Below are 19,241 nucleotides of genomic sequence, written 5' to 3'. Positions count from 1 at the left end.
GGAGAAACCACGGATGAGACGCGCCAAGATCGTCGCAACCCTTGGGCCCGCAACGTCGACGTATGAGATGGTCCGCGCGATCATCGATGCCGGCGTCGACGTAGCCCGCTTCAATTTGAGCCACGGGGACTACTCAGTCCACGACAACAACTTCGCCAACGTACGCAAGGCCGCCGACGATGCAGGACGTGCCGTCGCGATCCTCGTCGACCTGCAGGGCCCGAAGATCCGCCTCGGAAAGTTCGAGAACGGCCCCCACGAGCTCGCCGTCGGCGACATCTTCAAGATCACCACCGACGACATCCTCGGCACCAAGGAGATCGTCGGCACGACCTTCAAGGGACTGCCGCACGACGTCAAGCCGGGTGACTACCTGCTGATCGACGACGGCAAGGTCCGCGTTCAGGTCATCGAAACCGACGCCACGGTCGTCACGACCAAGGTGATCGTCGCCGGCCCGGTGTCGAACAACAAGGGCATCAACCTGCCCGGCGTCGCGGTCAATGTGCCCGCGCTGTCCGACAAGGACGAGGCCGACCTCCGCTGGGGCCTGCGCGCGGGCGCCGATCTCATCGCCCTGTCATTCGTCCGCGACGCGAAGGACGTGCAGCGCGTCCACGTGATCATGGCCGAAGAAGGACGCCACGTCCCCGTCATCGCCAAGATCGAGAAGCCGCAGGCGGTCGAGAACCTCGAAGAGATCATCGACGCGTTCGACGGCATCATGGTCGCTCGTGGCGACCTCGGTGTCGAACTTCCGCTCGAGGCCGTGCCGATCGTGCAGAAGCGCGCGGTGGAGCTCTGCCGCCGCATGGCGAAGCCCGTCATCGTCGCGACGCAGATGCTCGAGTCGATGATCGAGAACCCGGTTCCGACCCGTGCCGAGACGAGTGACGTGGCGAACGCGGTGCTGGACGGCGCGGACGCGGTCATGCTGTCGGGCGAGACGAGCGTCGGCAAGTACCCGGTCGGCGTCGTCGAGACGATGGCCCGCATCATCCGCTCCACCGAGGAGCACGGGCTGGAGCGCATCGCGCCGCTGAACACCAAGCCGCGCACGCAGGGTGGCGCCATCACGCTCGCCGCGATGGAGGTCGCGGAGTTCGTCGATGCGAAGTACCTCTGCATCTTCACCGAGTCGGGTGACACCGCGCGCCGAATGTCGCGTCTGCGCCCTCACATCCCCATGATCGGCTTCGCACCCGAGCCGGCGATCCGCCGCCGCATGGCGCTCACCTGGGGCGTGCAGTCCACCCTGGTCGAGCACGTCGCGCACACCGACCTCATGTTCATCCAGGTCGATGACTACCTGCTGGCGAACGACCTCGCCAAGGTCGGCGACAAGGTCGTGGTGATCTCAGGATCTCCTCCCGGAATCATCGGCTCGACCAACGACATCCGCATCCACAAAGTGGGCGATGCCGTTCACGGCAAGGCACCGATCTACAAGAACCAGGGCTGACAATCTCCCGAACGGGCTGTCGCGACCACTAGTGTGATCGCGACAGCCCGTTTCTTTGTGGAAGGTGTGCCCCCGATGTTCTTCCAGGACCTTTTCTGGTTCCTCCTGTGGAGCTTCTATTTCATCGCGTACCTGTATGTGGTGATCATCATCATCACGGACCTGTTCCGCGACGAGAAGCTCAACGGGTGGCTGAAGGCGGTGTGGATCATCGCGCTGGTCTTCGTGCCCTTCCTGACCGCGCTCGTCTACATCATCGCCCGAGGCAAGGGGATGGCCGAGCGTTCGCAGTCGGCTCGCGGAGGCGTGGTGCCCGAGTCCGACGACTACCGCCCCGCTGCCTCCTCCACTCCTGCCGACGACATCGCGAAGGCCAAAGAGCTCCTCGACGCCGGCACCATCTCGCAGGGCGAGTTCGACGCCCTCAAGAGCAAGGCCCTGGGCAACCAGTTCTTCGGCGCCTGACCGCGCACGAGAAAGCGACAGAGCGGATGCCTCATGACGAGGCATCCGCTCTTCGCATCGGTGCCGGTGGTGGGAGTCGAACCCACACGCCCTTTCGGGCAACCGAGTTTGAGTCGGTCGCGTCTGCCATTCCGCCACACCGGCGCACGCCGTACCGCGCGTCCGCGAACGACCATACCGTAGGATTCAATAGTGACTGAGCAGGAGCAGACCGCCGCATCGACGGCATCCACCCCCCGTCGAGTCGTCGTTGCGGAGGACGAGTCGCTCATCCGGCTCGATATCGTCGAGATCCTCCGCGACAACGGATTCGATGTCGTGGGAGAGGCCGGAGACGGCGAGACGGCGGTGGCGCTCGCCACAGAACTGCGTCCTGATCTCGTGATCATGGACGTGAAGATGCCTCAGCTCGACGGTATCTCCGCTGCCGAGAAGCTGAGCAAGAACCACATCGCCCCCGTGGTGCTGCTCACCGCCTTCAGCCAGAAGGAGCTCGTCGAGCGTGCCAGCGAGGCCGGCGCTCTCGCGTACGTGGTCAAGCCGTTCACGCCGAACGATCTCCTGCCCGCGATCGAGATCGCGCTGGCCCGCTACGAGCAGATCATCACGCTCGAGGCCGAAGTCGCCGACATGGTGGAGCGCTTCGAGACCCGCAAGCTCGTCGATCGGGCCAAGGGGCTGCTGAACGAGAAGATGGGCCTCTCCGAGCCCGAGGCGTTCCGCTGGATCCAGAAGGCATCGATGGATCGTCGCCTCACGATGCAGGATGTCGCCAAGGCGATCATCGAGCAGCTGGCGCCCAAGAAGGGCTGACCTCAGGTTTCAGAAAGAGCGGATGCCTCCGAGAGGCATCCGCTCTTTGTCTGCGCGGCGTCGGGCTCCGCCCGACGCGGCTACTCGATCCGGCGGATGTGATTCGTGATGCGCACGGTGGAGCAGCGACGCCCCTGCTCGTCGGTGACGGCGATCTCGTGGACGGTGAGGCTGCGGCCCAGGTGCACCGGCGTGCACACTCCCGTGACGATGCCGGACGTCGCTGAGCGCGTGTGGGTCGCGTTGATGTCGACGCCGACGGCGAGGCGGTCGGGGCCCGCGTGGAGATTGGCGGCCATCGACCCCAGCGATTCGCCGAGCACGACGTATGCGCCGCCGTGAAGCAGTCCGACGGGCTGGGTGTTGCCCTCTACAGGCATTGTCGCGACGCACCGCTCGACACTGAACTCGGTGAAGCGGATGCCCATCTTCTCGGCCAGCGCGCCCATTCCACGGTTCGCTGCCCACTCGAGTCCGTCGAGGCTCACGGGGGAGTGTTCGGGCATCTCACACCTTCAGGTCGAAGCAGGCACCGGCGGGGAACGGCTGTCCGCGGGCCTGGCTAGGCTTGCAGGGTGACGGACTCCGCAAAGCCTACCCTTCTCGTCGTGGACGGCCATTCGCTGGCCTATCGGGCGTTCTACGCCCTCCCCGTGGACAACTTCTCGACGAAGGACGGGCAGCACACGAACGGGATCTACGGCTTCCTCGCCATGCTGATCAACTTGATCAAGGCCGAGAAGCCGACCCACATCGCGGTGGCCTTCGACACGTCGCGTCAGTCGTTCCGCACGCGCGTGTACCCCGAATACAAGGTGAACCGCTCCGAGACGCCGTCTGAGTTCAAGGGCCAGATCCCGATCCTGCAGGACTGCCTCGCCGCGATGAGCATCCAGGTGCTGCAGAAAGAAGACATCGAGGCCGACGACATCCTCGCCACGCTCGCGACGCAGGGTGCCGAAGCGGGCTTCGACGTGCTCGTCTGCTCGGGTGACCGCGACACCATCCAGCTGGTGAACGACGACGTCACGCTGCTGTACCCGAACGTGCAGGGCGTTTCGCAGCTCAAGCGCTACGACCGGCAGGCCGTGATCGACCGCTACGGCGTGCCGCCGGAGCAGTATCCCGAGATCGCCGCGCTCGTGGGCGAGACCAGCGACAACCTGCCCGGCGTGCCCAAGGTGGGGGAGAAGACCGCCGTCAAATGGCTGACACAGTTCGGCTCGCTCGACGCGCTGCTGGAAGGCGCCGACAAGATCACCGGCGTCGTGGGCGGCAACCTGAGAGAGCACCTCGACGATGTTCGCCGCAACCGTGCGCTCAACCGGCTGCTGCGCGACGTCGAGCTGCCGCTCAGCGTCGACGACCTCGAGGTGCGCCCGATGGACGCCCAGGCCGTACGCGACATCTTCGCGCGCCTGGAGTTCAAGACGCTCATCCCGCGCGTGGCCGAGCTGGCCGGCATCGAGCAGCAGATGGCGGCTGTGACGTCGGCCGCCGCGGTGCCCATGCCGGCGCCGGTCGAGCCGTCGGCGGCAGACCTGCGGGCGTGGCTCGAAGGGGCGGATGCGGAGGTCGGCGTGACGGTCGTCGTCGAGGGCGGGCTGCCGCAGCGCATCGGCTTCTCGACCACGTTCCCCATGCCCTCTCCCAGCGCCGCGGGCACGTCGTCGGGAGACTCGGGGCGCGTCGGCCCCGCCGCGGCCGAGGCGTCGTGGACGCCCGAGATCGCCGATGCTCTCGCCGATTGGCTGGCGTCCGATGCGCCCAAGGTTTTCGCCGATGCCAAGCCGCAGGTCAAGGCGCTGCGCCGAGCCGGGCTGCGTCTGGGTGGGCTCGCGTTCGATGTGATCGTCGCGGGATGGCTGCTGCGTCCGAGCTTCCCCGACAAGACCCTCGCACACCTCGTGGACCGCTACCTCGACGAGAAGCTGCCTGAAGCCGATCCGACCCAGCTGGTCCCCGAAACCGAGGGCGCCACTCCCGGGCAACTGTCGTGGTTCACGCTCCGGGTCGCCGAAGAGGTCCGCGGCGAGCTGCCGCCGAGCGTGGCGACGGTGCTGACGGACATCGAGCTGCCGACGCTCCTGGCCCTGGCCGACATGGAGCTTGCCGGCGTCGCTGTCTCCCACGACACCCTGGCGGCGTTCTCAGGCGAACTGGGTGCACGCGCCGACGCTCTCGCGCAGGCCGCTTATGCCGCGATCGGGCGCGAAGTCAACCTCGGCTCACCGAAGCAGCTCCAGGAAGTGCTGTTCGACGATCTGCAGCTGCCCAAGACCCGCAAGACCAAGACGGGCTATTCGACCGACGCCGCCGTCCTCGCCGATCTGCAGGAGACGAACCCCCACCCCTTCCTCGATCTGCTCCTGCAGCACCGCGAGGCGACGAAGCTCCGTCAGATCATCGAATCGCTCGACAGCGCCATCGGCGGAGACAAGGCGATCGGCGCGGACGGCCGCATCCACACGACCTACGTCCAGACGGGCAGCCAGACCGGGCGGCTGTCGAGCACCGACCCCAATCTGCAGAACATCCCGATCCGCTCCGAAGAGAGCGGGCGCATCCGCTCCGCGTTCGTCGTCGGCGAGGGCTACGAGACGCTGCTGACGGCGGACTATTCGCAGATCGAGATGCGCATCATGGCGCACCTCTCCGAGGATCCCGGCCTGATCGAGGCGTTCAACTCCGGTGAGGACCTCCACCGCTTCGTCGGAGCGCGCGTCTTCGGCGTCGACCCGCAGGACGTCACCCCGGCGATGCGCACCAAGGTCAAGGCGATGTCGTACGGACTGGTCTACGGCCTCTCGGCGTTCGGGCTGTCCAAGCAGCTGCGCATCGAGCAGTCCGAAGCCAAACAGCTCATGATGGAGTACTTCGCGCGGTTCGGCTCCGTGCGCGACTATCTGCGATCCTCCGTCGAGCAGGCACGCATCGACGGGTACACCGAGACCATCTTCGGAAGGCGCCGGCCGTTCCCCGATCTCGCGAGCCCTAACCGCGTGCTGCGCGAGAACGCCGAGCGTGCCGCCCTCAACGCGCCGATCCAGGGCAGCGCTGCCGACATCATGAAGATCGCGCTGTTTCACATCCACGACGATTTCGCCGCTTCGGGACTCTCATCGCGCGTGCTGCTGCAGATCCACGATGAGCTCGTCATCGAGATCGCACCGGGCGAATGGGATGCCGCTGAGCAGATCGTCCACGCCCGCATGGGCGATGCGGCCGCGCTCTCGGTGCCCCTCGACGTTCAGATCGGCCGCGGAGGTGACTGGCACTCCGCCGGACACTGAACGCGACCCGGGACTCAGACGGGTCGGGCCCGGCACGCCAGGCACTGAATTGGGGCTTTGTCGACACCGCGTCTCATGCCTAGGCTCGAAAGCATGACTGACGAAACCCGCACACCCACGCAGATCGACAAGATCGCTGACGCGTGGGTGGACACGCTCGCCGAAATCGAGCCGACCCTCGCGACGTACATCGGACGCTCCGAGTACAACGACCGTTTCGGCGACTACAGCCCCGCCGGCCAGGAGCAGTTCGTGGCCGAAGGACGCAAGGTGCTCGGCGCACTCTCGGGTGCGACCCCGCTCGACGACATCGATGCCGTGACGAAGGAGGACCTCGCCCGCGAGATCGAGCTGGGCATCGACCTGCACGACGCGAAGTGGCACCTTCGCGATCTGAACGTGATCGCCTCCCACGCGCAGAACATCCGCTCGGTGTTCGACCTCATGCCTACCGCGACCGCCGAAGACTGGTCGGTGATCGCGACGCGTCTGAAGGCCGTGCCCGCCGCCATCGACGGCTACGTCGAGACGCTTCGCGAGGGCATTTCCGAGGGCATCGTCCCGGCGCGTCGTCAAGTGCTCGAGGTCGTCAGTCAGATCGGCCGCTATACGGAGGACAGCGGCTACTTCGCGACGTTCGCGGCGGACGCCGCTCCGTCGGAGGGCCAGCTCCCGGCATCCCTCGCCCGCGACCTGGCCGACAACGCCAACGCCGCTCGCGTCGCCTACGACGCTCTCGCACACTTCCTCGCCGCCGACCTCGCCGCCGCGGCCACCGAGAAGGACGCCGTAGGACGCGACCTCTACGCCCTGCACTCGCGCCAGTTCCTCGGTGCGACGATCGACCTCGACGAGACCTACGAATGGGGACTCGAAGAGCTTTCGCGCATGGTCGCCGAGCAGGAATCGATCGCGAACGAGATCAAGACGGGTGCCTCGGTCGCGGAGGCGGTCGCTTTCCTCGAGCAGGACGCGACCCGCAAGCTGCACGGCACCGAGGCACTGCAGAAGTGGATGCAGGAGACAAGCGACCACGCAGTCGCCGAGCTCGGCAAGACCCACTTCGACATCGCCGAGCCGATCCGCCGCCTGGAGTGCATGATCGCGCCGACGCAGGAAGGTGGGATCTACTACACCGGCCCGACCGATGACTTCTCGCGTCCCGGCCGCATGTGGTGGTCCGTGCCCGAGGGCGTCGAGGAGTTCGATACCTGGCGAGAGCTAACGACCGTCTACCACGAGGGCGTTCCGGGCCACCACCTGCAGATCGCGCAGGCGGTGTACAACCGGGCGCAGCTGAACTCCTGGCGGCGTCTGCTCGCGGGCACCTCCGGCCACGCCGAAGGCTGGGCCCTGTACGCGGAACGCCTCATGGAACAGCTCGGCTACCTCGACGATCCGGCCGACCGTCTCGGGATGCTCGATGGTCAGCGCATGCGCGCCGCGCGCGTCGTGCTCGACATCGGTGTGCACCTCGAGAAGGAGCGTCCCGACGGACGCGGGGTGTGGGATGCGGATTTCGCGCTCGAGTTCATGCGCCACAACGTGAACATGCCGGACGAGTTCGTGAAGTTCGAGGTCAACCGCTACCTCGGCTGGCCGGGGCAGGCGCCGTCGTACAAGGTCGGCCAGCGCATCTGGGAGCAGCTGCGCGACGAGGTCGCCGAACGCGAGGGCGATGCGTTCTCGATCAAGCAGTTCCACAAGCGCGCGCTCGATATCGGCGGCGTCGGACTCGACACGCTGCGCTCGGCGCTCTCGCGCTGACCCGTCGTCAGGCTCGGCGACCGGGATCGCGGCTCACGAGCCGCGATCCTCTCCGGTCGCCCGGCCTGTCGGTGCATTCCGAAGCAGCGCGACGACCTCGGCGTCCTCGGTCTGCGTGAAGTCGTCGTAGAACTCCCCGACCGCCCAGAACTCCCGCATACGATGCGGGCAGACGTACTCGTCGACCGCATCGTGAGGCGCGCGCCAGTTCGACGGGGCGACGGGGACAGCCAGAACCACTCGATCCGGCTTCCGTGCACGCACCGAACGACACGCGGCGATCGCGGTCGCGCCCGTCGCAACGCCGTCGTCGATGACGATCGCGATGCGGCCCGAGAGATCGTCGTCGCCCGGTGCGAAGGCATCCGTCCGGCGTGCGAGCTCATCCCGCTCCGTCGCCTCGACCCGGTCGACGTCTTCGGGCCTCATTCCCGCCCACCGGACGGCGCTCGAGGTCACGATCCGCACGCCCTCGGCGATGGCTCCCACCGCGAACTCTTCGCGGCCGTCCGCGCCCAATTTGCGCACGATCACCGCATCGAGCGGCAGTGCGAGGATCGCGGCGACCTCCGCGGCGACGACCACACCTCCACGAGGGATGCCGAGGACTACGGCATCCACGTCGCGCCAGGGTGCGAGAGACTTCGAGAGTTCCCGCCCCGCGGCCCTGCGGTCGGCGAACAGTGCCATTGCACCACGCTACGCTCGCGGCATCCGCCTGTCTGCGTGTGGATTGCCCGTCCGAGCGGGGAATGGTGCGGGCCGGGGAATGGTTTCATGCAGACGCATGGAAAGGATCCGCAAATGACAGATCTCTCCGCCCTCGAACTGGGCCTCGACACCTTCGGCGACGTCACGCACGACGCCAGCGGCACGCGCCTGAGCGATGCCCAGACCATCCGCAATGTCGTAGATCAGGCGGTGCTCGCCGACCAGGTCGGTCTGTCCTTCTTCGGCGTGGGGGAGCACCATCGCCCCGAGTTCGCGGTCTCGAGCCCCGAGATCGTGCTGGCGGCCGCTGCGGCACGCACCGAGCGGATCCACCTCGGCACAGCGGTGACGGTGCTCTCGAGCGACGACCCGGTGCGCGTCTACGAGCGCTTCGCGACACTCGACGCGGTCTCTCACGGCCGCGCAGAGGTCATCCTCGGCCGGGGTTCGTTCATCGAGTCCTTCCCACTGTTCGGATACGACCTGCGCGACTACGAGACGCTGTTCGAGGAGAAGCTCGACCTGTTCTCGCGTCTGCTGACCGAGAAGCCCGTCACATGGGACGGAACACTGCGCGCCGCGCTCAGCGAGGCCGATGTCTTTCCCAAGACCGAGAACGGACTGCGCGCGTGGGTCGGAGTGGGCGGCAGCCCCGAGTCGGCGGTGCGCGCCGCGCGCTATGGATACGGGCTCATGCTGGCGATCATCGGCGGGCCCGCCGACCGCTTCCGGCCCTTCGCGGACCTCTACCGCCGCTCGCTCGAGACATTCGAGCACGCGCCGCGCCCGATCGGCGTCCATTCGCCGGGGCATGTTGCCGAGACGGACCAGCAGGCGTGGGACGAGGCCTTCGAGGGGTTCGAGGCCATGAACAACACGATCGGCCGCGAACGCGGCTGGCCGGCGTACAACCGGCTGCGGTTCCAGCACGACGTCGGACCAGAGGGCGCGCTGTACATCGGCTCGCCCGAGACCGTCGCCCGCAAGATCGCCGAGACAGTGCGCACGCTCGGCAACGGCCGCTTCGACATGAAGTTCTCCACCGGCACGCTGTCGCACGAGAAGATGATGCGCTCGATCGAGCTGTACGGCACACGGGTGGCTCCGCTCGTGCGTGACATGCTGGCGTAGCGTGGGGTCGCACTCCCGCAGAGAGCACGAGATCCGTAGCATGACGCCATGACGGATGCCGATACCCGCGCCGCAGCGACGGTCTCGGAGCGCCTGGACCGGTTGCCCTTCACGCGCCGTCATCTGCGAGTGCTCACCGGATCCGGCATCGGGTGGGCGCTGGACGCCATGGACGTCGGACTGATCTCGTTCGTGCTCGCAGCCCTCGCCGCGCAGTGGAGCCTGCAACCCCAGGAGACGGCGTGGATCGCTTCGATCGGTTTCGTCGGCATGGCACTCGGAGCGACGCTCGGCGGCCTGCTCGCCGACCGTTTCGGACGGCGGCAGGTCTTCGCGGTCACCCTGCTCGTGTACGGCGTCGCCACCGGTGCGAGCGCGCTCGCGGGGGGCCTCGCCGCGCTCCTCGTGCTCCGGTTCCTCGTCGGACTCGGTCTCGGCGCCGAACTGCCGGTGGCAAGCACGTACGTCAGCGAGCTCGCCCCGGCCCGCATGCGCGGCCGGTTGATCGTAGTCCTCGAGGCCTTCTGGGCCGTGGGGTGGACCGCAGCGGCGATCATCGGCTACCTCGTCATCCCCGCCTCCGAGAACGGCTGGCGGTGGGCGTTCGCGCTGGGCGCGATTCCGGCTTTCTACGCACTCATCGTGAGGTGGGGCCTGCCCGAATCGGCTCGCTGGCTGCAGCGCCGTGGCCGGCATGCCGACGCCGAGGCGGTCGTGCGATCGTTCGAGCAGGCCGCGCTGAGCAGGGAGGGGTCAGCGCCGTCGCCCGGGTCGGGCACGCCGGGAGCCTCGTCGCCCACCGAAGCCGAGACCACGCCGCCTGCCTCCGCCGAGGCTCCTGCGGCCGCGACGAGCGCCGGCGCGCGCCTGGGCGCACTGTGGTCGCGGGAGTTCCGCGTGCGGACGGCCTGTCTGTGGGTCGTGTGGTTCTGCGTGAACTTCTCCTACTACGGAGCGTTCATCTGGATCCCGTCGATCCTGGTCGCCCAGGGATACGACCTGGTGCGCTCGTTCGGGTTCACCCTCATCATCACCCTCGCACAGCTGCCCGGATATGCCGCAGCAGCCTGGCTGATCGAGGTGTGGGGGAGGCGCACGACGCTCTCGGTCTTCCTGGTCGGGTCTGCGGCATCCGCGATCGTCTTCGGCACGGCCGGCAGCGCAGGCGCCATCATCGCCGCCGGAATGGCACTGTCGTTCTTCAACCTCGGTGCGTGGGGAGCGCTGTATGCGGTGACGCCCGAAACCTATCCGACGTCACTGCGTGCGACCGGGTCCGGCTGGGCTGCGGGCGTCGGGCGGATCGCCTCGATCATCGCGCCGCTCACGGTGCCTCCGCTGCTCGCGGCAGGCGGAGCACCCGCGCTGTTCGTCGTGTTCGCCGCCTTCTTCGCGGTGGCCGCGGGTGCGGCGTGGGGTCTGGCCGATCGCCGCGGCGTCGCGCTCGACGACCGGTGAGGCAGACGTAGGCTGGAGCGATGGCATCCGTGCGTTACGTCGCGATCGGCGACTCATTCACCGAGGGCGTCGGCGACGAGCTTCCCGACGGGCATGTGCGGGGCTGGGCCGACCTTGTGGCGCAAGGCTGGGCGGATGCCTCGGGCGAGCCGATCGAGTACGCCAACCTCGCGATCCGCGGCAAGCTGGTGTGGCCCATCCTCGAGCAGCAGCTCGAACCCGCGCTGGCGCTGCGCCCCACCCACCTGTCGTTCAACGGCGGCGGAAACGACATGCTCCGTCCGCGCACGAGTGTGTCGCATGTCGTCGACGCCTTCGACACCGTGCTGCGCCGGTGCGATGAGGAGGGCGTCCGCCTCATCCTGCTGTCGGGCGCCAATCCATCCGGACAACTGCCGCTCAGCCGACTGATCCAGCGGCGCGGTGATCTGCTCTCGTGGGCCGTGGAGGCGCGCGTGGCAGAGCGCACCGATGTCGTGCGGGCGTACAACTGGTTCGATCGCGAACTCGCGAGCCCGCCCTACTGGTCGGAGGACCGTCTCCACATGAGCTCCCGTGGCCATCACCGCGTCGCGGCGCGGGTGCTCGCCGCCCTGGGCATGGAGCCGCCGCCGGCATGGTGGTCGATGCCCCCGCTGCCCCCCGCCGGTGCACGAGGGGCGGCGTATTACCGTGAGCACGTGGGGCCGTGGGTGCGCCGCCGTCTCACGGGCACGTCGTCAGGAGACGGTCGTGCGGCGAAGTTCGGGACGTGGACTCCGTTCGCGCCCTCGACCGACGGCTGACAGCCCCAGCACGCCGTCACTCGGCTGCGGGAGCGCCAACGGCATACGTGAGCTCAGCGAACGCGCCCGCCTTCCGTACGGCGGTGAGGGTGAGCCGCTCCGCGCCGATCCGACGCGGCAGCAGGGGCTTGCCGGACGGGAGCGTCGCGGGCGCGATCGACACCCGGATCTCGTCGAGGAGACCGGCGTCGGCGAACTGACCGGCCAGATCTCCACCACCCACGACCCATACGTCGCGCTCGCCCGCGGCATCGCGGATCGCCGGCCACTCGGCCGCCACGTCGCCGCTGGCGAAGCGGATGTCTGCGCCTGGCACGGCGCGCTGCTCACGACTCGAGAACACCCACGTCGGGCGGTCGCCGTAGTACGCCGGCCATTTGTCGGGATGCGCGACGAGGTCTTCGTGCTCGACGACCCAGCGATAGGTCGACGACCCCTGGACGAGCACGCCGATCCCGGAGAGGAAGCGCTGGAAATCGTCATCGCCGCCTTCACCTCCCGGAGCGGCGAAGAGCCATTCGAGCGAGTCGTGGTCGTCGGCGAGGAAGCCGTTGAGCGTGGTGGCTGTGTAGAAGATCACACGGGGCATGCGGTCACGGTACCGCCTGGCTCCGACACGTGCGTGGCCGTCTTGACCTCTATTCAACTAGTTGGTACTGTACTGATCAGTTTAATACGGAGGTGATTCGCATGACCGATTCCCTGACCCGCACGTTCTCGGCACTCGCCGACCCGACGCGCCGGGCGATCCTCACACGTCTCACCGAGGGCGAAGCCACGGTGGGGGAGTTGGCGGCACCCTTCGACATGACGTTCGCCGCGGTGTCGAAGCACCTGCGCGTTCTCGAAGGGGCGGGGCTCGTCAGCCGCGGTCGCGACGCCCAGTATCGACCGGCACGACTCGACGCACGACCGCTCGCCGCGGCATCCCGCTGGATCGGCGACTACGCCCGCTTCTGGGAAGACAGTGTCGATGCGCTCGACCAATACCTGCATGCCCTGCAGGAGCTCAGTGAACCTACGCAAGACACCGACAAGGAGAACGACGATGACTGAGTACTTCACGATCACCCGCACCCTGCGTGCACCGCGTGAGCTGGTGTTCGACGCGATCACCAAACCCGAGCACTTCGCGGTGTGGTTCGGCACGGCGGCGGTGCACGTGCCGCAGGAGAGCCTCACGATGGACGTGCGCCCCGGCGGCCAGTTCCGCGCCGTCATGCTCCTGCCTGACGGCAACCGGATCGACTGGTCGGGGGAGTACCGGGTCGTGCAGCCGCCGTCGCACCTCGCGATGACCCTCACAGATCAGCCGGGCGACGATCCCGGCCTGCCTGTGCTGTTCGACCTGGATGAGGTGGACGGGGGGACGCAGCTCACCATCCGCCAGGATCGCGCAGACTTCACCGACGAGCAGGTCCAGGCGACGATCGCCGGCTACAACGCCTTCGTCGACGACATCGAGCGGGTGCTGGAAGCGATTCAAGGCGCCTGAACCCCGTAGCGTCGGCAGCGATCGACGAACCCGTCAGAGAGCGCCCGCGAGGGCGGCGGCGATCCGTGCACCCAGCTCGACGTTGCCGCGGTACACATCGACGTTGACGTCGAGGCTCCGCCCGGCCGTGGCGCGCTGCAGGAAATCGAGCAGAAAGGGCGTGGTGTCGTGGCCGCTCACGCCCTGCGCGTCGGCTGCGGCGAGGGCCTGCTCGAGCACGGCGTCGTGCACCGCGGGATCGAGTTCGCGCTCGGCGGGAACAGGGTTCGCGATGAGCAGTGTCGCGGCGATGCCGAGCGCGTCGCGGGTGCGGGCGATGGCGGCGATCTCGGCGGGGGAGTCCGCCGAGTACTCGATGTCCAGGCCCGAGTCCGCGACGTAGAAGCCGGGATAGTCGGTCGTCTTGTAGCCGACGACCGCTAGTCCGAGTGTCTCGAGCCTTTCGAGCGTGAGCGGGATGTCGAGGACCGACTTCACGCCGGCGCTCACGACGACGAGCGGCAGCGTGGCGAGAGTGCCGAGGTCCGCGGATTCGTCGAAGGTCTGCGACGCACCGCGGTGGACGCCGCCGACCCCGCCGGTGGAGAACACCCGCACCCCCGCTCGGTGAGCGAGGTGGGCGGTCGCCGCGACCGTCGTGCCCGCGCTCAGACCCTTGACAGCGGCGATCGGCAGATCGCGCAGACTGGCCTTGACGACGCCGTCGGTCATCGACAGGCGCTCGATCTCATCCGGTGAGAGCCCCACCGTCGGCCGGCCGTCGATCACGCCGATCGTGGCGGGAACGACACCTTGTGCGCGCGCCAGCGCCTCGGCGTCGAGTGCGACCTGCAGATTGCGCGGACGCGGCAGCCCGTGCGTGAAGATCGTCGATTCCAGGGCGAGTACCGGGCGCCCCGCACGCAGGGCATCCTGAACTTCGGGGGCGACGACGAGGGCAGAGGTCACGGGCGTATCCTTCGGTCGGGTACGGCCACAGTACCGACACGACGCATGCCGTGGCTCCTGCTCTGCGCGCGAGCCCGATGCAGGTGGGATCGGCTCAGGATCGGGGGCGACGCGGCGCCCGCGGCGGATCGATCCCGAGCCGGACCCGGGTGCGCCTGCGTTCGACGATGATGAAGGCGCTGCCCAGGAGCCACAGCGGAAGCTGGGTGAGGAACGCGATCCGGAAGGCGTCGAGCGTGTAGGTCTCGGGTGTGCCGGCACCCTGGAGGTCGAGAGCGAGCCCGATCATCAGGATCGCGATCAGTGCGGCGAGGAACCCGCCGGCATTGGTCACGCCGGTCGCCGTGCTCAGGCGATGCGATGGGTTGTGCGTGCGCGCGTGGTCGAAGGCGATCATCGACGCGGGACCGCCCATCGCGAGCGCGAAAGCGAGGGCGAACAGCAGCCAGAGCGGCGCCGGTCCCGGATACGCGATGACGGCGAGCCATGCGACGACCTGCACTGCCACGGCCGGAAGCACCAGAGCCCGCGATCGCAGGTGCGGGATGCGCTGGGAGATCCCGCCCATGATCGGTCCGAGCACCATGCCGACGATGACGTACGTCGACATGATGGTGGCCGCCTCGGCCACCGTGCGCCCCTCTCCCGCGGTGAGGAACGGCATTCCCCACAGCAGCACGAACGCGGTCCCGGCGAAGGGTGTCGTGAAGTGCGACCAGAACGCCAGACGCGTGCCGGGGTGCGCCCAGGCAGCACGGATGCCCACGCCGGTGTCGACCGCCGAGGTGACGACGCGGATCGCGCCGGTGCCGGTGTCGACCGACACGTCGTCGTCACGGTCTGGCGGATGATTGCGAATGAGGAGCGCGACCAGGATCGCGAAGAGCACGCCGAGACCGGCGATGCTTCCGAACGTGATGGTCCAGGACGTGGAGTGCAGCAGCGCAGCCAGCGGAATAAGAGCGAGCAGCTGCCCCGATTGCCCGATGATGCCGGTGAACTGCACCATGAGCGGGCCGCGCTGGGCGGGGAACCAGGTGGCGACGAGGCGCAGCACGCCGGGGAAGATCGCCGCATCGCCTGCTCCGAGAAGCATGCGTGCGATGAGCGCGACGCCGACACTGGGGGAGATGGCCATCGTCAGCTGGCCCGCCGCCATCAGCAGCATGCCGATCGTCATGATGGGCCGGGCGCCGAAGCGATCCAGCAGCACGCCGATCGGAATCTGCATGCCGCCGTACACCGCCAACTGCACGACGGCGAACATCGACAGAGTGGCGGCATCCGCATCGAACCGGTCGGCGGCGTCGACTCCGACCGCGCTCAGCGAGGAGCGGTTGGTGATGGCGAGCACGTAAGCGGCGACGCCGACGCCCCAGATGAGCCACGCGCGGGCTCCCGGCCCGGTCACGGGGGATCCGGACACGCGCTGCACACTATCCACAGTACCCACCGCGGAGCGGCCCCCCGCGCGGCAGACCCACTGGTGGGAAGCGGATGCCTCGACCCGCGGCATCCGCTTGCTGATCGTCCGCAGCGGCGGATCAGGCGGTCTGGTCCAGCTGCCGCCGGAACGCGTCGACGCCCCGCAGCTCCACAGGCGCGCCCAGCAGTGCGCGGTGCGGGGCACGGAGCTCCACCCAGCGCTGCTGCGACATCGTGTATCGGTTGTGCGAGACCGCTACGCCCTCCCGCGCGACCATGAAAGCGCCGTCGGACTCATAGCCCACCCGCCGCGACACGGCATTCGACGCCGGGTTGTCGGCGAACGCCCCGGAGGTCGCCTCGCGCGCGCCGAGACCTTCGAACGCCAGGTGGAGCGCGAGGACGCGCATTCGCGAGCCGATCCCGCGACCCTGATGCGCCATCCCCAGCCACGAGCCGGTCTGCACGCGTCGCAGCACCGGCCAATCGTTCGCGGTCAGCCCCTGGACGCCGACGGGGACCCCGTGGTGGAGGACCGCGAGCTCGACGGCGAACCGGTCGGGGGAGACCCTCGGGCGCACATCCCACTGGTACGTCAGGACGTTGCGGGCGACCTCATCGGGCTCGCCTCGCGTCCACGGATGCTCGAACGGCATCGCATCGGGAGCGTGGATGCCGCGCCCCGCAAGGGCCGCGAGCTCGACGAGCAGCTCATCGTCGATCCAGCGCAGCTCGAGATCTCCGGCGCGCACGCGAACGCCCGACGCCGGCCAGAGCCGCGCGAGAACCTCAGTGGAAGGCATCCGGGAAGTCTGTCAGAGACCGGCCCGGCGTTCCATGAACGGGATGCAGCTTCCACGCTATGGTCCAGTAAGGCACGCAAGCGAGGTCAACGAGATCGGTGCCGCCTGGGGGTAGCTGTGCAGCACGTCAGAAGCCGTCCGCGACGGACGGCATCCGTCATCGTCATCCTTCTCGCGACGCTCATCGCTTCGGCGTGCAGCGCCACGGCGCCTGCCGCAGAGCCGGCCGTCGCCTCGCCCTCGGCCTCAGCCACACCCGAGGCACCCGTGCGAGCCGTCGACCTGGCGTCGGGGGAGCAGGTCGAACCCGTAGAGGTGCTGGTCGACGGCGGCCCTGACGGCGTCGACGTGACCTTCCGCGAGATCACGATCGAGCCGGGAGCAGGGACGGGCGAGCACTGCCACTACGGCCAGCTCATCGCAGTCGTCAAGGAGGGCGAGCTCACGCATTACGCCGAGACGCATCCCGGCGGTGTCCACGTCTACAAGGCCGGCGACTCGATCATCGAGGGAGCGTCGTATCCGCACGAAGGGCGCAACGAGGGCGATACGGATGTCGTCCTGTGGGTCACGTACGTCATTCCCGACGGCAAGCCGCTCGCCGAGACGGATCTGGCGAACTGCGGCGAGTAGCCCCGAAGCGTCGACGGCGCGCGTCTGTCAACCCCCTGGGAATCGAGGCGAAGACGGGGGAGTGTGACGGAGGGAGAACACTTCCCGGAACAGGGGAGGGCCCGCGCCCGCGCCCCGGAAAGGAAACCGCACATGAGTATCGGTGCAGGCATCGCCCTCTTCGCTCTTGGCGCCATCCTCGCGTTCGCCGTGAACGTGGAGGTGGAATGGGTGAACCTCGATCTGGTCGGCTACATCCTGATGGCGGCCGGCGCGGTCGTCTTCGTGCTCGGGATCGTGCTGCTCGCACGCCGCCGGCGGTCCGAGACGGTGACCCGTACCGCCGTCGACCCGAATGCGAGCGAACGCGTGACGCGTCACAGCACGAGCGCGACCGACGACACGACCGGCCTCTGACCTGACGGCGCGGGTGGGACGGCGCCGAGGAGGGCGTCGTCCCACCCGGCTGATCATGACGTCGGATGCTCGAACTGACATAATGTGCATTATCAGCGAATATTCTCCGTCCCGATGAGACCTCAGTGCGCCGCTACCTCTTGACATTGCCCGGGATCGTCGATGCGATAACCGATGCGACGAGCGCAGCGATGCATCCGATGACGAGCGACAGAATGAAGGCGCCCTGCGTCGGGAAGATGTACTCGCCGACGCGGTGAACCATGGATCCGAGCACCGCGCCGACGATCGCCGCCGAAGCCGTGGTGCCCAGCGATCGCATGAGCGAGTTGAATCCGTTCGCGGCTGCCTTCTCGTTCGCGGGCGCGGCACTCATGATGAGCGCCGGCATGGCGCCGAACGCGAATCCGACGCCGCACCCGACGACCGTGGTGCCGACCGTGAGCAGGATCAGCGTCCACAGCACGACTGCATCGTCTGCGGGTCCCGGCGCACGGCTCCCGATCGTCGCGAGGACGACCGCAGTCACGCCGTACCCGACGGCGATCACGATCCCCGCCAGCGTCAGCGTCACCTTCGCACCACGCACGCGGCTGATTCGGGCGCCGAGGTTCGATACGGCCATCATTCCGATTCCCATCGGGGCGGCCCACAGGCCCATCTGGAACATCGACTGGCCCAGACCGTAGCCGATCTCCACAGGCAGCTGCATCACCTGAGGAACGATGAGATTCATCGCATACATGGCGAATCCGACCAGGATCGAAGCGATGTTGGTGAGCAGGATGACAGGCTTCGTGGTCGTGCGCAGATCGACGAGCGGTGCGCGACGGCGTAGCTCGTACCACCCCCAGAGCCCGAGGACGACCGCCGCCGTGACGAAGCACCCGATGGTCAGAGCACTTCCCCAGCCCCACTCGGCCCCCTTCGAGATGGCCAGCATCAGCGCGATAAGACCTGACGCGAGCCCGAAAGCCCCGACGTAGTCGAACCCGTGCGCTTGCCCCTTCGGTTCACGGACCGGGATCGCGCGCCAGATGGCGAGGGCCACCAGCGCTGCCGCCCCCGCCGTCCCCCAGAACAGCACACGCCAGTCGGCGAACTCGGCGACCGCCGCGGCGATCGGCAGGCCCAGAGCACCGCCGATCCCCATCGACGAGCTCATCAGCGCGATCGCTCCACCGGCTTTGTCCTTCGGCAGCACGTCGTGCAGCAGGGAGATTCCCAGCGGAATCATGCCGGTCGCCAGTCCCTGCATTCCGCGACCGACGATCATCGTCACGATATCCGCAGACAGCGCACACAGTACCGACCCCACGATGAACGGGATGATCGCGATGAGCAGCATCCGCTTCTTGCCGTACATGTCGGCAAGTCGCCCCACGACCGGCGTGGACACCGCGCCGGCGAGCAGCGTCACCGTGATGACCCATGCCGTATTCGATGCATCCGTCTGGAAGATCTGAGGCAGCGAACCGATGATCGGAACCACCAGAGTCTGCGCGAGCGACACCACGATCCCGGCTGCCGCCAGGGTCGCCACCACCACACTCGATCTGGTTCCCGGTTCGAGCGTGTCTGTCAGTACGGGCTCTTGCTGTCTCTCGATCAACGTCACTTATGCATGTTACACACACTATGTGTATTGCATACTTT

19 protein-coding genes and 1 tRNA gene are annotated in these 19,241 nt (G+C 67.8%); 12 read left to right on the top strand and 8 right to left on the bottom strand.

Annotated features, from left to right (window positions below; all coding sequences use genetic code 11):
* The first annotated feature begins 13 nt into the window (after positions 1-13).
* Positions 14-1,462 (top strand): pyruvate kinase, encoded by a 1,449-nt coding sequence (gene pyk, locus KEC57_RS07770; RefSeq protein WP_229384002.1) that lies wholly within the window; start codon positions 14-16, stop codon positions 1,460-1,462.
* Between the two features lie 75 nt (positions 1,463-1,537).
* Complete coding sequence (locus KEC57_RS07765; RefSeq protein ID WP_229384001.1) at positions 1,538-1,927, top strand: SHOCT domain-containing protein; 390 nt, start codon at positions 1,538-1,540, stop codon at positions 1,925-1,927.
* 61 nt (positions 1,928-1,988) lie between these two features.
* Here KEC57_RS07765 and KEC57_RS07760 read toward each other — a convergent pair.
* Positions 1,989-2,071: transfer RNA gene (locus KEC57_RS07760), tRNA-Leu, on the bottom strand.
* Positions 2,072-2,119: 48 nt separating this feature from the next.
* Here KEC57_RS07760 and KEC57_RS07755 point away from each other — a divergent pair.
* Positions 2,120-2,740, top strand: coding sequence for an ANTAR domain-containing response regulator (locus KEC57_RS07755; RefSeq protein WP_056368239.1), 621 nt, complete (start codon positions 2,120-2,122; stop codon positions 2,738-2,740).
* Between the two features lie 80 nt (positions 2,741-2,820).
* Here KEC57_RS07755 and KEC57_RS07750 read toward each other — a convergent pair whose 3' ends face one another.
* Entirely contained in the window at positions 2,821-3,246 is a 426-nt protein-coding gene (locus KEC57_RS07750) for a hotdog fold thioesterase (RefSeq protein ID WP_229384000.1), read from the bottom strand.
* Positions 3,247-3,315: 69 nt separating this feature from the next.
* Here KEC57_RS07750 and polA point away from each other — a divergent pair, with 69 nt between their 5' ends.
* Together polA and KEC57_RS07740 are read left to right on the top strand one after the other, a co-directional pair.
* A complete protein-coding gene (gene polA, locus KEC57_RS07745) occupies positions 3,316-6,033 on the top strand; it encodes a DNA polymerase I (protein ID WP_229383999.1) in 2,718 nt (905 codons plus the stop codon).
* Between the two features lie 93 nt (positions 6,034-6,126).
* A complete protein-coding gene (locus tag KEC57_RS07740) occupies positions 6,127-7,800 on the top strand; it encodes a DUF885 domain-containing protein (RefSeq protein ID WP_229383998.1) in 1,674 nt (557 codons plus the stop codon).
* A 33-nt stretch (positions 7,801-7,833) separates the two neighbouring features.
* Here the strand turns inward: KEC57_RS07740 and KEC57_RS07735 are convergent, their stop codons facing one another.
* The gene (locus KEC57_RS07735; protein ID WP_229383997.1) at positions 7,834-8,490 is read right to left on the bottom strand and encodes a phosphoribosyltransferase; all 657 of its coding nucleotides are present in this window, start codon (positions 8,488-8,490) and stop codon (positions 7,834-7,836) included.
* A gap of 114 nt (positions 8,491-8,604) precedes the next feature.
* Here KEC57_RS07735 and KEC57_RS07730 point away from each other — a divergent pair, with 114 nt between their 5' ends.
* Genes KEC57_RS07730 through KEC57_RS07720 form a run of 3 tightly spaced genes read left to right on the top strand, consistent with a single transcriptional unit; the run spans position 8,605 to position 11,885 of the window.
* The gene (locus KEC57_RS07730) at positions 8,605-9,642 is read left to right on the top strand and encodes an LLM class flavin-dependent oxidoreductase (protein WP_229383996.1); all 1,038 of its coding nucleotides are present in this window, start codon (positions 8,605-8,607) and stop codon (positions 9,640-9,642) included.
* A gap of 48 nt (positions 9,643-9,690) precedes the next feature.
* Entirely contained in the window at positions 9,691-11,100 is a 1,410-nt protein-coding gene (locus KEC57_RS07725) for an MFS transporter (RefSeq protein ID WP_229383995.1), read from the top strand.
* Between the two features lie 20 nt (positions 11,101-11,120).
* Positions 11,121-11,885, top strand: coding sequence for an SGNH/GDSL hydrolase family protein (locus KEC57_RS07720; protein ID WP_229383994.1), 765 nt, complete (start codon positions 11,121-11,123; stop codon positions 11,883-11,885).
* Positions 11,886-11,901: 16 nt separating this feature from the next.
* Here the strand turns inward: KEC57_RS07720 and KEC57_RS07715 are convergent, their stop codons facing one another.
* Complete coding sequence (locus KEC57_RS07715; protein WP_229383993.1) at positions 11,902-12,474, bottom strand: dihydrofolate reductase family protein; 573 nt, start codon at positions 12,472-12,474, stop codon at positions 11,902-11,904.
* A gap of 101 nt (positions 12,475-12,575) precedes the next feature.
* On the opposite strand from KEC57_RS07715, the gene KEC57_RS07710 reads away from it, so the two are divergent.
* Together KEC57_RS07710 and KEC57_RS07705 are read left to right on the top strand one after the other, a co-directional pair.
* Positions 12,576-12,941, top strand: a complete 366-nt coding sequence (locus tag KEC57_RS07710; RefSeq protein WP_229383992.1) for an ArsR/SmtB family transcription factor — start codon at positions 12,576-12,578, stop codon at positions 12,939-12,941.
* Positions 12,934-13,380 (top strand): SRPBCC family protein, encoded by a 447-nt coding sequence (locus tag KEC57_RS07705; protein WP_229383991.1) that lies wholly within the window; start codon positions 12,934-12,936, stop codon positions 13,378-13,380. The genes KEC57_RS07710 and KEC57_RS07705 overlap by 8 nt, the downstream gene beginning before the upstream one ends.
* A 33-nt stretch (positions 13,381-13,413) precedes the next feature.
* On the opposite strand, the gene KEC57_RS07700 is transcribed toward KEC57_RS07705, so the two are convergent.
* The 3 genes from KEC57_RS07700 to KEC57_RS07690 form a co-directional block, all read right to left on the bottom strand.
* Complete coding sequence (locus KEC57_RS07700; RefSeq protein WP_229383990.1) at positions 13,414-14,328, bottom strand: pseudouridine-5'-phosphate glycosidase; 915 nt, start codon at positions 14,326-14,328, stop codon at positions 13,414-13,416.
* Positions 14,329-14,422: 94 nt separating this feature from the next.
* Positions 14,423-15,763 carry an MFS transporter gene (locus KEC57_RS07695; RefSeq protein WP_229383989.1) on the bottom strand — a complete coding sequence of 447 codons (1,341 nt, stop codon included), beginning with the start codon at positions 15,761-15,763 and terminating at the stop codon, positions 14,423-14,425.
* 109 nt (positions 15,764-15,872) lie between these two features.
* Complete coding sequence (locus KEC57_RS07690; RefSeq protein ID WP_229383988.1) at positions 15,873-16,556, bottom strand: GNAT family N-acetyltransferase; 684 nt, start codon at positions 16,554-16,556, stop codon at positions 15,873-15,875.
* Positions 16,557-16,673: 117 nt separating this feature from the next.
* Between KEC57_RS07690 and KEC57_RS07685 the strand changes: the two genes are divergently transcribed.
* Entirely contained in the window at positions 16,674-17,189 is a 516-nt protein-coding gene (locus KEC57_RS07685) for a cupin domain-containing protein (protein ID WP_229383987.1), read from the top strand.
* A 132-nt stretch (positions 17,190-17,321) separates the two neighbouring features.
* Positions 17,322-17,585 carry a DUF6458 family protein gene (locus KEC57_RS07680; RefSeq protein ID WP_229383986.1) on the top strand — a complete coding sequence of 88 codons (264 nt, stop codon included), beginning with the start codon at positions 17,322-17,324 and terminating at the stop codon, positions 17,583-17,585.
* 133 nt (positions 17,586-17,718) lie between these two features.
* On the opposite strand, the gene KEC57_RS07675 is transcribed toward KEC57_RS07680, so the two are convergent.
* Positions 17,719-19,203 carry an MFS transporter gene (locus KEC57_RS07675; RefSeq protein WP_229383985.1) on the bottom strand — a complete coding sequence of 495 codons (1,485 nt, stop codon included), beginning with the start codon at positions 19,201-19,203 and terminating at the stop codon, positions 17,719-17,721.
* Positions 19,204-19,241 lie beyond the last annotated feature (38 nt).

The sequence above is a fragment of the Microbacterium allomyrinae genome (genome assembly GCF_020682705.1).
Taxonomy (GTDB): Bacteria; Actinomycetota; Actinomycetes; order Actinomycetales; family Microbacteriaceae; genus Microbacterium; species Microbacterium allomyrinae.
This window is presented reverse-complemented; position numbering and strand designations above follow the sequence as displayed.